The sequence below is a fragment of the Terriglobales bacterium genome (genome assembly GCA_035651995.1).
Classification (GTDB): Bacteria; Acidobacteriota; Terriglobia; order Terriglobales; family Acidobacteriaceae; genus DASRER01.
On the sequence record DASRER010000012.1, the window covers coordinates 24,278 to 36,001 of the forward strand.

At 64.4% G+C, this 11,724-nt stretch carries 11 protein-coding genes; 7 read left to right on the forward strand and 4 right to left on the reverse strand.

The window, feature by feature from the left end; translation table 11 throughout:
- Positions 1-235 precede the first annotated feature (235 nt).
- The 3 genes from VFA60_04705 (at position 236) to bshA (ending at position 2,943) form a co-directional block, all read left to right on the forward strand.
- Entirely contained in the window at positions 236-625 is a 390-nt protein-coding gene (locus VFA60_04705) for a response regulator (protein ID HZQ91071.1), read from the forward strand.
- A 164-nt stretch (positions 626-789) separates the two neighbouring features.
- Positions 790-1,701, forward strand: a complete 912-nt coding sequence (locus tag VFA60_04710) for a ChbG/HpnK family deacetylase (protein ID HZQ91072.1) — start codon at positions 790-792, stop codon at positions 1,699-1,701.
- Between the two features lie 99 nt (positions 1,702-1,800).
- Complete coding sequence (bshA, locus tag VFA60_04715) at positions 1,801-2,943, forward strand: N-acetyl-alpha-D-glucosaminyl L-malate synthase BshA (GenBank protein ID HZQ91073.1); 1,143 nt, start codon at positions 1,801-1,803, stop codon at positions 2,941-2,943.
- Here bshA and VFA60_04720 read toward each other — a convergent pair.
- From VFA60_04720 to VFA60_04735, 4 genes are all read right to left on the reverse strand, one after another.
- Entirely contained in the window at positions 2,913-4,319 is a 1,407-nt protein-coding gene (locus VFA60_04720) for a histidine kinase (GenBank protein HZQ91074.1), read from the reverse strand. The genes bshA and VFA60_04720 overlap by 31 nt on opposite strands.
- 228 nt (positions 4,320-4,547) lie before the next feature.
- Positions 4,548-5,765, reverse strand: coding sequence for an alanine--tRNA ligase-related protein (locus tag VFA60_04725; protein HZQ91075.1), 1,218 nt, complete (start codon positions 5,763-5,765; stop codon positions 4,548-4,550).
- Between the two features lie 122 nt (positions 5,766-5,887).
- A complete protein-coding gene (locus VFA60_04730; protein ID HZQ91076.1) occupies positions 5,888-7,105 on the reverse strand; it encodes a threonine synthase in 1,218 nt (405 codons plus the stop codon).
- A gap of 340 nt (positions 7,106-7,445) precedes the next feature.
- The gene (locus VFA60_04735) at positions 7,446-8,171 is read right to left on the reverse strand and encodes a tetratricopeptide repeat protein (protein HZQ91077.1); all 726 of its coding nucleotides are present in this window, start codon (positions 8,169-8,171) and stop codon (positions 7,446-7,448) included.
- Positions 8,172-8,292: 121 nt separating this feature from the next.
- Here VFA60_04735 and VFA60_04740 point away from each other — a divergent pair, with 121 nt between their 5' ends.
- From VFA60_04740 to nrdR, 4 genes are all read left to right on the forward strand, one after another.
- Positions 8,293-9,135, forward strand: a complete 843-nt coding sequence (locus VFA60_04740) for a Cof-type HAD-IIB family hydrolase (GenBank protein HZQ91078.1) — start codon at positions 8,293-8,295, stop codon at positions 9,133-9,135.
- 98 nt (positions 9,136-9,233) lie between these two features.
- Positions 9,234-9,914, forward strand: coding sequence for a lytic transglycosylase domain-containing protein (locus VFA60_04745; protein HZQ91079.1), 681 nt, complete (start codon positions 9,234-9,236; stop codon positions 9,912-9,914).
- Between the two features lie 123 nt (positions 9,915-10,037).
- Positions 10,038-11,093, forward strand: coding sequence for a lysylphosphatidylglycerol synthase transmembrane domain-containing protein (locus VFA60_04750; protein HZQ91080.1), 1,056 nt, complete (start codon positions 10,038-10,040; stop codon positions 11,091-11,093).
- Positions 11,094-11,210: 117 nt separating this feature from the next.
- Positions 11,211-11,696 carry a transcriptional regulator NrdR gene (nrdR, locus tag VFA60_04755; protein ID HZQ91081.1) on the forward strand — a complete coding sequence of 162 codons (486 nt, stop codon included), beginning with the start codon at positions 11,211-11,213 and terminating at the stop codon, positions 11,694-11,696.
- Positions 11,697-11,724 lie beyond the last annotated feature (28 nt).

An 11,724-nucleotide genomic window follows, 5' to 3' on the forward strand; every position in this document is an offset into this window, starting at 1 on the left:
CCCGTGAGGGTAGGAGTGTAACGGAAAAAGCCGCTGCTGGCTGCTGGCCTACCCGCCGCCGCGCCACTTGCTTGCCGATCACCAGCCGCCGGCAGCGAGCAGCCGCAGCGGTTCAATGGGAAAAAACCTCCCGCAATGGGCATCCCTTTTCTCATCTCTGGAAACCAAATAGGTGCTCCCGCCGTCCAGGAGCGAGTACCCGGCAAGCACTCATCCCTATCCCTGGAGGCGATCCGTGAAAGCCATTCTGTTCGTTGACGACCACGAGGTCCTGGCGCGTCTGAGTTGCGAAATCCTGGAGATGCAGGGATATCGCGCCGTCTCAGCCTACAACGCCGGCGACGCGCTGGAGAAATTCGATCAGGAAAACTTCGACATCCTGGTCACCGATTTCAAGATGGAAGGCATGAACGGACTGGAGCTGGCGCGCAAAATCCACGCCAAGCGCCCCAATGTGCCGGTGATCATCGTGACCGGCTACGGCCCGGTGGATGGCGGCGCCGACGTGGACGCGTGCCTGCAAAAAGAAGAGCTCTTCCCCGCCCTGCTGGAGAAGATCAAACACTTTCTCGGCGAAGTCGGGCCCACGCCGCGCAAAGAAAAGGAAGTTGAAGTAACGCCTTAAAACTGCATTGAGCAGTTAGCGCCTGGCATTTGGCCGTGCACGTCCGTGCTGGATCGCAGGGGCGAAGCGCCAACTGCCAAGTGCGAATTGCCCTCTCACACGCCATCCCTGACATTCCCGCTCCGCATGCCGCGCATCGTGATTCGTGCTGCTAGACTCACGGAATGCCGCGGCTGATCGTCAACGCCGACGATTTTGGACTCACCGAGGGTGTGAACCGCGCCATCGGCGAGGCGCACCAGTTCGGCATTGTGACATCGGCCACGCTAATGGCGAATGCGCGCGCGTTTGAGCACGCGGTGGAGCTGGCGCGCCGGCATCCGCGATTGAGCGTGGGATGCCACGTCGTTCTCGCCGATGGCGTGCCGGTTTCCAAGACGGACGATGTGCCCACGCTGGTGACTCAGCGCGGCGCGTTTCGCAACAGCTTTGGCGACTTCGCGCTGGCGGCGGTGCGCGGGCGAATCTCCGGCGAGGAGATCGAGCGCGAGGCCACCGCGCAGATCGAAAAGCTGCAGAACGCGGGCCTCACCGTGAGCCATGTGGACACGCACAAGCACCTGCACGCGCTGCCGCAGGTGCTCGGACCGCTGCTGCGGGCGGCGGGTGTGTGCGGCGTGCGCGCGGTGCGGAATCCGTTCGCGCCGGTCAAGCCGCTTGCCTACGCACACCTGCTGCAGCGTCCGCGCCTGTGGAAGCGCTACTCACAGGTGAAGACCCTGCGCGCCATGGAAGGCCGCTTTCGCCGGGCGGTGGAAGCGGCCGGCATGCTCACTACCGACGGCAGTTTTGGCGTGCTGGGCACGGGCGCCCTCGAGAAAAAACTGTTCGCCGCTATTATCGGGTCGGTGCCGGAAGGCACGTGGGAGTTCGTCACGCACCCGGGGTACAACGATCTGGACCTGGACCAAGTCCGCACCCGGCTGCGCGACACTCGACCCGTGGAACACGCCGTCCTGATGTGCGCCGAAGCGCGCGAGGCCGTGGAGGCCCGCGGAATTGAGCTGATCAGCTATCGGGAATTGCTGCCCGCACAGATAGAATCTGAATCCCGCGGCGCGGCCGGCCAATCATAGGGACGTTGCCGAATTGCAGAATTGCCGAATTGAAAACACGGCAGAGCACGTTCATGTGCAATTCGGCACTTCCGCGATTCTGCAATTCCGCAATCCAAGATGAAGATCGGAATCACCTGTTACCCCACCTACGGCGGCTCGGGCGTTGTGGCGACCGAGCTGGGCATTGAACTCGCCCAGCGGGGCCACGAGGTGCACTTCATTACGTACTCGCAGCCGTTCCGGCTGACGCAGCCGGCGGCCAACATCCACTATCACGAGGTCGAGGTCTCGCAGTATCCGCTGTTCGACTACCCGCCGTATGACCTGGCGCTGGCCTCGCGCATGGCCGAAGTGGCCGATATCTACGGGCTCGACCTGCTGCACGTGCACTATGCCATTCCGCACTCGGTCAGCGCCATGCTTGCCAAGCAGATGATGGCGGCGCAGCCCATCGGCAAGCGCTTGCCCTTCGTGACCACTCTGCACGGCACCGACATCACGCTGGTGGGCGCCGATCGCTCGTACCTGCCGATTACGCGGCTTTCGATCGAGCAGAGCGACGGCGTGACCGCGATATCGAAGTATCTGCGCGACCGGACGGTGAAAGAGTTCGAAGTACGGAACCACATCGAGGTCATCTACAACTTCGTAAATTGCGACGTGTACACGCGCGGCGCAGATTCGGCCGAACAGCGCGCGCAGTATGCCGATCCGGGCGAGCGCATCCTGGTGCATCTTTCCAATTTCCGCCCGGTGAAGCGCGTGCCCGACGTGATCGAGATCTTCGACCGCGTGCAGAAAAAAGTGCCGGCGCGCCTGCTGATGATCGGCGACGGGCCCGACCGCAGCGTGGCCGAGTTCATGGCGCGCAACAGGCACATCAGTGACCGCGTGCTTTTCCTCGGCAAGCAGGACCGCGTGCACGAGAAGCTGGCGGTTGCCGACCTGATGCTGCTGCCGAGCGAGCTGGAGTCGTTCGGCCTGGCGGCGCTGGAGGCGATGGCATGCCAGGTGCCGTCGGTTGCCACCAACGTGGGCGGCGTGCCGGAAGTCGTCGAGCACGAGAAAACGGGCTACCTGGTCCGGGTGGGCGACGTGGAGGCGATGGCGCGCTATGCCACCGACCTGCTTTCCAACGAGGAGAAGCTCCGCGCCATGGGCAGGGCGGCGCGGCAGGCGGCGCAGGGACGCTTCTGCTCCTCGCGCATCATTCCCTTGTATGAAGACTTCTATCGCGGCGTGCTGGAGCGCAACTCGTAGTTGAGCGCGGCGGCGGTGGCGGTCTCGGCGCCGGCTTCGGCGGTCTGGAGAATGGGCAGCACCAGCACCACGCGCGTGCCCAGCTCGGCGCCGCTGGTCACCGTCATGCGCGCGCCCTCACCATAGAGTACCTTCAGTCTTCCCGCCACATTGGCCATGCCGATGCCGCTGCTGGACGGCGCGTCTCCGTCGTCGTCAACGCTGGAGACTTCGCCATCGACCGGGCCGGTGTAGCCGATGCCCACGCCGTCATCTTCCACCTCGATGGTGAGGAAGCCGTCGCTCATGCGGCTGCGCAGCGTGATGCTGCCGCCATCCACCTTGGGCGAGAGTCCGTGCTTGATGGAGTTTTCCACCAGCGGCTGCAGCAGCATGCTGGGGACAACGGCGTCGAGCGTCTCGGGATCAAGGTCTTTGAGTACGCGCAGCTTGTCGCGCCCGAAGCGCACCACTTCGATGTCGAGGTAGTCGTCGATGAACTCCACCTCCTCGCGCAGGCGCACGAACGACTCGTGAGAACGCAGCAGGCGGCGCAGGATGCTGGCCAGCTTGACGATGATCTCGCGCGCCATGTCGGGATCGAAGCGCACCAGCGACGACACCGTGTTCAGCGTGTTGAACAAAAAGTGAGGATTGATCTGGCTCTGGAGCGCTTCCATGCGCGCCTGGAGAAGCATGCGTTGCTGCTCGGCCAGCTTCAGCTCCAGGCGCCCGCTGTTCCAGATTTTGAGCGGCACGGCGACGCACGCGACGGTGGTGGCGTACGCCGCCAGTTCCACCCACAGGTTGTCCGAGTACACGCAGAAGATTTTTCCCGGAAACAGGTGCGCCAGCTCCACCAGGGCCAGGCGCGTCGCCACGATGAGAAAGGAGAACGCGATCAGCCAGTCCACGCGGGGATGGCGGATGCTGCGCTTCAGCCAGCGGTAGAGGCTCAGGTCGATGAACGGCGAAAACGCCCAGATGTCTTCGTAATTCGATCCCAGGTACCGCGAGGAGAGATGCCGCAACACGCCCGCCGCAAGCCCGGCGCCGGTAAAGAACGGCAACGCCAGCCACTCGTGCGCAGCGACGGCGGGAAACGCCACCAGCACGCCGGCGAAGGCCCCGCCCAGGCGTCCCGTGAGCGCGCCCATCAGAAGCACACCCTCCAGTGAGAGGTCGGCCGGAAAGTCGCGGGGCACCAGCAGGCGAACGATCACGCCCAGCGCATAGGGCGTGGCAATGAACACCACCAGCTGCATCTGCTGAGCGAGCGTGCGCCGGTCGCGGAAGACGCGCGACTTGAATTCGCGCGAGCGCACCAGCGCCCCGGCAATGCCAGCCGCCGCTCCCAGCTTGATGAGCAGCGTGATCAGAATCAGCTTGGAATCCATGAAGGGCGTCATCGGCCTTCGGTCGTCGGTCCTGTTTCGCTTAAGTATGCGGGTTTGGCGCGCCGGATTCCACCGCGAACGTGCGCCCGGAGTCTTCCTGCCTGCCGTGGGCCTCCTCGTCCGCGCTTCTGGCGCAACGGTTGCCGAGCGACCGCACAGACTGCGTCCCCAGGATCATCCCGGGCCTGCGCTCGTTGCGGGCCCAGGACCTGTGCATTTCGTCACTGATTAGACGCTCAAACGGGCAACAACGGCAGCCAGCGCGGAGCGCAGGACATCGATGGCCGGCACCCCGCCCTGGGCCATTTCTTTCGACCCGCCGCCGCGGCCGCCGTGCGCGGCGAGGACCTGTTTGAGTGTTGCGCCCGCGTTTGCCGGCGTGTCTTTGCTTGCCGCGACGATGAGCGTGGGTTGCGGGAGCACGGCGCCGAGGGCAGCCACAATGCCAGGCAAGGCAATGAGGCGGTGCGCGACGAGTTTTGCGAAGGCCGCGTCACGGGATTCGAAGATGTGCTGCACGAGCCGATAACCGGCCGCCGACATCGTCGTCGCTTGCAGCAGTCGTCCGGCTTCGAATGCGGCCAACTCTTCCAGCAGCGCGTGCTCGCGCTTGCCCTGGGCGCGCGCGTCGTCGAGCGCCTTGCGAATCTGCTGCGGTACCTGCCAGATGTGGGTGGAGAACAGCTCGCCGGCTTCGGTGAGCGCCTGGTGGTCGCGGCGGGCGGCCGCAACCGCCCGCATGCCGCAAACGAACTCGACGCGGATTCCCTGCCGCACCTTCTCAATTTTGCGCACCAGAATGCAGCCGATCTGCCCGGTGCGCGTGACGTGTGTGCCGCCGCAGGCGGTGAGGTCGAAGTCGCGGACATCAATCAGCCGGATTTCGCCTTCGCGCTCCGGCAGCTTGCGCAGGCCGAGCGTGCGCGCTTCGTCAAGCGAAACGAAGCGAATCTCGACCGGGCGGTCCTCCATTACAACCTGGTTGCTGAGCCGCTCGGCGGCAACCGCCTGCTCAGCGCTGAGCGACTCGGCAGCGAGATCAATCGTGCACGACTCGGTGCCCATGTGAAACGAAACCGTGGGCAGATCGAAGAGGCGCACGAACGCGCCCGAGAGCACATGCTGGCCAGTGTGCTGCTGCATGTGATCGAAGCGACGCTCGGGATCGATGGCGCCGTGAACCCGCGCGCCCGGCTGCAAATGCGACATGCCCGCCGGATCGACGTAGTGCACAACACGGCCGCCGTCGGCTTCGGCGACTTCGGTGACGCGCGCCTTCGCCCCGTTCGCTTCAAGCCAGCCAGTGTCGAAAACCTGGCCGCCGCTGGTGGGGTAGAAAGCGGTTACGTCGAGGATGACACCTGGGCGGTCGCCGGCGACGACCTCAGCGACCTGCGCGTCGAAGGTGTGGAGGAAGGAATCGCGGTAATACAACCGTTTCGTCATGTTCGATGGAGTCGGGGCATCCCTGCTCGACCCGGCCAGCGTGATGGCGGCAGGGATCGTTCGACTCGCCTCACTCTTCGCTGCGCTCGGGCCGCGGCCATGCCCAGGATGACAGCGAAGAACTAATACGGCTGAATAATCCCGCCCAAGCTCCGTGAAGCGCCGGCGGCCACGGCGACCGGCTGCTTCGACTTCATGTAGTCGGCGATCACGTCGATGTACTTCAGTCCGGAGCCGGTGTTAAACAGCACCACACTCTCGCCGGGCTTGAAGAATCCCGTCGCCAGCAGGTGGTTGTAGGCGGCCAAGGCGGCCGCGCCTTCGGGGGCGGCGAAGATGCCCTCGTCGCGCGCCCACTGTTCGAAGGCCTGCATGATGGCGTCGTCGCTTACCGCGATCGCCGTTCCGCCGCTCTGCTTCACAATGTCGAGAATGATGTAGTCGCCGTACGGCTTGGGCACGCGCAGGCCGGCGGCGAGGGTGGCCGCGTTCTGCCACATCTCTGACGCCGCCTTGTGCTCGTCCCAGGCGCGCGCCACCGGCGCGCAACCGCTCGACTGCGCCACGACCATGCGCGGGCGTTCGCTGCCGATCCATCCGAGCTGCTGCATCTCGTCAAAGGCCTTCCACATGCCGATCAGTCCCACGCCGCCGCCGGTCGGATAGATGATCGCGCTCGGCAGCTTCCAGCCCAGTTGCTCGGCGACTTCGTAGCCCATCGTTTTCTTGCCTTCGATGCGGAAGGGTTCCTTGAGCGTGGAGATGTCGAACCAGCCCTCCGCCTGCTTGCGCTCGCCTACGATGCGCGCGCAGTCGCTGATGAGGCCATCAACCAGCGTGACGTGCGCGCCGTAGGCCTCGCATTCGATCCGGTTCGCCATGGGAACGTCTTTCGGCAGGAAGATGTGCGCTTCGATACCCGCGGCGGCCGCGTATGCCGCCAGCGCGCTCGCGGCGTTGCCCGCGGAGGGCACGGCGACCTTGCGCAGGCCGTAGTGCTTCGCCATGGTCACGGCGGCGCTGAGTCCGCGCGCCTTGAACGACCCGGTCGGGTTCAGGCCTTCATCCTTTATATAGACGCCCGGTTGGGTGCGGCTGGACAGCATCGGGGTGAAGCCTTCGCCGAGCGTGACCGGCGCGGCATCGGGGAGCACGTCGGCGTAGCGCCACATGCTGGCGACGCGCCCGGCAAGCGACTCGCGCGTGAAGCGCGGCTTGATCTGCCCCAGGTCGTAGCGGACGTAGAGCGACCCGGCGTCTTTCGGACAGACGGTCTGCGGTTTGTCGGCCGAGACGCGCTCGCCGCACTTGCTGCACTCCAGATAGGTAATCCTGGCCATGAACCTGCCTTGAAAGGTAACCGACGATTGTAGCCGAAGGCGCTGAAGCGAGCGCGACGTGGCGCTCATGGAATGGACAGGAACGCGATTGGCCGAACTGAACAAATCCTGGTCGTGGCCCGAGCAGGTGAAGTCCATGCGGCGGCTGGCCTCGCACCACTTCTCCTGGTGCTACCGGGACACGGCGAACGCGTGCTGTTGCCCGAGAACGAGATGGCGAATCAAATGGGCTGGCTGGTCGAGCGCGTGTCACGGATGTAAACGGCGCTTTCCGCTTTCCGCTCTCGGCTGCCCGCTTTCCGCGACTCGGTACCCGGCGCTCAATCCGCGTTACGGCTCCTTAAGCCGGCAGCGCCTTCAGAAACGCCGTTGCCTTCCTGAACCACGGTCGCTCGCGCCGCTTGAGGTATCCGGGCAGCGTGTTCTTCTTGGTGAGCAGGCGCTGCGCCCACTCGCGGGCCTCGGCGGCGCGGCCCTGGTCGCGGAGGAAGCAGGCGTAGTTGTACTGCGTTTCCGACAGCGTCGAGGTCTGCGTGGCTTCGGCGAACAGTTGCGCCGCGCGCTCGCGGTTTCCGCTTTGCGCATGCGAAAGCGCGAGCAGGCCGAGGGCGCGTCCGTAGTCGTGCTGGCGGTCGTTGGCGACAACGCGCTCCAGGTCCTGCGCGGCCGCGGCCCAATCGCCCAGCTCCAGTTCGGTGAGGGCGCGGCCATAGTAGTTGTGCGCCGTGCCGGTGCGCGGCGTGATCGACTTGGAGTAAGCCTCGCGCGCTTCGGAAAAGCGCCCTTCCTCGCGGTACAGGTCGGCCAGCTCCTCATAGTTTCCCGGCGCGGGATTGTCGAGGATGATGGTTTGCAGCTGGCGAATGCGCTTGCGCCGCGGAAAGACTTTGAACGACTGCTGCACCAGCACGATGTCGGGCGCGGCCTCAATCAGCAGGTAGGCGAGCGCGCCGAGTCCGCCGCCCAGGAAGATGATCCAGAGCCAGTAGTATTCGGGACGGCGGCGCGCGAAGTGAATCAGCGCCAGCAGTTGCAGAATGATGCCGTATCCGAAGAACAGCCCCATTGGCCGGGACTATAGCACGCGCATGCCCGCCGGCCGGGCCGCGCGTATCGATGGCGTAAGCTGACAGATTCCGGCTTCGGCGCCGCAAAACGGCGGCGCTCCGCCTGATAAAATTCCAGCAGTGAATCCCCGCGTCCGTCTGCTGGCCATCGACATTGATGGCACGCTCCTCAACTCCAAGTTCCAGCTTTCTCCGGCCGTCCAGCACGCGCTGCAGCGCGCGCACCGGGCCGGAGTCGAGATCCTGCTGGTCACCGGCCGGCGACACCTGTTTGCCCTGCCCATCGCGCAGGAGGCGAGCGTGCCGCTGTGGCTCATCAGCTCCAACGGCGCCGTTACGCGCTCGCTCGAGGGCGAACTGTTCCACCAGGAGCTGCTGCCGCTGGTGACCGCGCAATTGCTGTGCCGCCACATGGACGAATTCCGCCGGCACATGGTGCTGACGTTCGAATGCGAAGGCCGCGGCGCGCTGGTGCTGGAATCGATGTCGTACTTCAATGGCAGCATCTTCGGGTGGGTACAGAAGAACCGCGACTACATCGCCGAAGTCGCGCCCATCGAGCAGTCGCTGACCCGCGATCCCATACAAGCCATGTACTGCGGCGGTGTTGACCGCATGCGCGAGGTCATGGCGCGGCTGGAGCACGCCGACGTGGCGCCGCACGTGACCGTGGTGAAGACCGAGTATCCGAAGCGCGACCTGTGCATCGTGGACATACTCAATGCCAAGGCGTCGAAGGCTGCGGCGGTGGAGCGCTGGGCGCGGCACCGCGGGTTCGAGCGCGCGCAGGTGGCGGCCATTGGCGACAACTTCAACGACGTGGCGATGCTTGCCTTTGCCGGCGTTCCCTTCATAATGGGCAATGCCGATCCGGAACTGAAGCAGAACGGATGGCGCGTGCTGCCATCTAACGACGAGGACGGGGTGGCCGCAGCGGTGGACGAAATACTCAATGCACAATGAAAAATGCGAAATGGAAAACTAATGTCCACCGCGATCGCCGCGCGGGCGTCACGCTGGCGTCCCTTTCATTTTGCATTTTTCATTTTGCATTTTGCATTTTGGCGTTTGCGGCTGACACACACTCCGTCACCGCTACGAGCGCCTGGAGCGCCGTCCTGCGGAACGGCTTCAGCATCCGCCACCTGCGGCACGAGCAGATGGGCGACCTGACGCGGCTGTGGATGGGCGCGGACGAGAACTCGGGCTACGTGGACGTGCCAACCGCGGACATCGCGCGCTTTGATCAGGAGGAAGTGCTGCCGTCGCCCGCGCCGGCCCCGGTTGTCGCGGCCAAGCCACCGTCGCTCGATCAAGTGATCAGCGCCGCAGGCGCCAGGCACCGAATCGACTCCGACTTCCTCAACAGCGTGATTCGCGCCGAGAGCGGCTTCAACCCGCGGGCAACGTCACCCAAGGGCGCGCGCGGACTGATGCAATTGATGCCGCCCACCGCCGCCGAACTCGGCGTGGCCGACAGCTATGACGCTGCCGCCAACGTTGACGCCGGGACGCGCTACCTGCGTTCGCTCCTCGACCTGTATCACGGCGACGCGGTGCGCGCGCTTGCCGCGTACAATGCCGGCCCGCATCGCGTTCACCAATACGGCGGCGTTCCACCTTATTGGGAGACGCGCGTCTATGTTGGCCGCGTGATCCGCGACTTCAACCGCAGGAAACTGGCCGCGAAGAAGGCGGCGCCTGCCAGGCCCCGCAGCCCCGGGCCCGTCTCCGGATACTGAGAACCCGCCCGGTGTGCCCGCGCAACTTCCTTCATTTTCGCTTTCGCGGGCATTTGCTTTGTCGTTGGCACGTCATTTAGCTTGGGAGATTCGCATCGACCCACCGGCCCATCCATCACTCTCATGACGCGAAAGCGTGCGCTGATTCTCGCCGTCGTAACTGTCGGACTGATGGCGCTGGTGTATCTCCAGTTCCGTACCTGGAAAAAATTCGATTGGGGGCGCTTTCGCGAGGGACTGGAGGGGGTGCGCTTGCTGCCCATCGCCGGCGCCGTCGTGCTGATCTACGTGGACTACTTCCTGCGGGCGATCCGCTGGAAGATCTTTCTTCGCCCGGTGAAGCGCGTGCCGCTGCGCGAACTGATCGCGCCGCAGTTCATCGGTTTCACCGGCCTGGCGCTGCTGGGGCGTCCGGGCGAGCTGATCCGTCCTTATTTGATCGCGCGCCGGCAGGGTATGTCCTTTGCATCGCAAATCGCGGTCTGGATGGTGGAGCGCATCTTCGACATAGGGGCGTACACCATCCTCGTGGCCCCCGTTTTCCTGCATCCGCCCGACGATATCTCATACGCCGACCAGTTTCCGCGCGCGGGCGTGTTCCTGCTGTGCTCGATCGCGGCGCTGGTAACAGTTGCGGTTTTTGTCCGCAGGAAAGGGCTCGCGATCGCGGCGCGGCTGGAGGCCGGCTGCCCGCCGAATTCCTTCCGCGGCAAGCTGGCACGGCGCATCCGCGTCTTCCGCGATGGGTTGAACACGATCCATGACACGGCATCGTTCATCCAGATCATCGGTATTTCGGTGCTGATCTGGTTCGTGATTGCGTGGGCGTACTGGCTGGTGACGCACGCGTATCCGTACGCGCCGGCCGACTTCCAGCAGATGGTTCCGCCCGATCTGACCCTGCAGCATGTGATTCTGCTGATGGGCTTCTCCATTGCCGGCGGCGTGGTGCAGTTGCCGGCCGTCGGAGGCGGATCACAACTGGCGACGATCGGCGCCATGCTGTACGTGTTCGAGATGCCCAAGGAGCTGGCGGTAAGCTGCGGCATCCTGATCTGGCTGGTGACGTTCATGGCGGTGATTCCCGCGGGCCTGCTGCTGGCGCGCTCCGAGCACGTTTCGCTGCGGCGCCTCTCGGCCGAAAGCCACCTGCCCAACAATGGCCGCGAGACTGCCTGATAGAATTCCTGTTTCCCGGGCAACACCGGCGCGCGCCCGACGTGCGCGGCGCGCGGCGGCGGTCAGGGGCCTTACGGGTGTTCGCCGGAGGCAGCCAGCTCGGCGGTTTTCAAATAAATGAAGTGCCCTTTTTGCGGTCATGAGAACGACAAGGTGGTGGACTCGCGCGAGTCCAAGGAGGGCGAATCCATTCGCCGGCGGCGCGAGTGCCTGAAGTGCGAAAAGCGCTTCACTACGTACGAGCGGATTGACGAGATTCCGTACATGGTCGTCAAGAAAGACGGCCGCCGCGAAAAGTTCGAGCGGCAGAAGGTGCTGAACGGGCTGCTGCGCGCCTGCGAAAAGCGTCCGGTGGCGATTGGCAAGCTGGAGCAGATCGTGAACCAGGCGGAAGCATACGTGATTGATTCCCCTGAGGGAGAGCGCACCGCGAAGGAAATCGGCGAGCTGATCATGGAGCAGCTCAAGCGGCTCGACAAGGTCGCCTACGTGCGCTTTGCATCGGTATACCTGGACTTTAAGGACGTGAAAGAATTCATGGCCGAGCTGAAAGAGCTGATCGAGACCAAAGAAAAACCGGCTGCGAAAGCCCAGCCGAGATAAGCGGGTTTCAAGTTTCAGGTGTTCATTT

What these genes read in the sequence shown, in the direction of transcription:
- VFA60_04710 (HZQ91072.1), top strand. Translation starts at nt 790, where the DNA reads ATGCCGCGGCTGATCGTCAACGCCGACGATTTTGGACTCACCGAGGGT.
- bshA (HZQ91073.1), top strand. Translation starts at nt 1,801, where the DNA reads ATGAAGATCGGAATCACCTGTTACCCCACCTACGGCGGCTCGGGCGTT.
- VFA60_04720 (HZQ91074.1), bottom strand. Translation starts at nt 4,319, where the DNA reads ATGGATTCCAAGCTGATTCTGATCACGCTGCTCATCAAGCTGGGAGCG.
- VFA60_04725 (HZQ91075.1), bottom strand. Translation starts at nt 5,765, where the DNA reads ATGACGAAACGGTTGTATTACCGCGATTCCTTCCTCCACACCTTCGAC.
- VFA60_04730 (HZQ91076.1), bottom strand. Translation starts at nt 7,105, where the DNA reads ATGGCCAGGATTACCTATCTGGAGTGCAGCAAGTGCGGCGAGCGCGTC.
- VFA60_04735 (HZQ91077.1), bottom strand. Translation starts at nt 8,171, where the DNA reads ATGGGGCTGTTCTTCGGATACGGCATCATTCTGCAACTGCTGGCGCTG.
- VFA60_04750 (HZQ91080.1), top strand. Translation starts at nt 10,038, where the DNA reads ATGACGCGAAAGCGTGCGCTGATTCTCGCCGTCGTAACTGTCGGACTG.
- nrdR (HZQ91081.1), top strand. Translation starts at nt 11,211, where the DNA reads ATGAAGTGCCCTTTTTGCGGTCATGAGAACGACAAGGTGGTGGACTCG.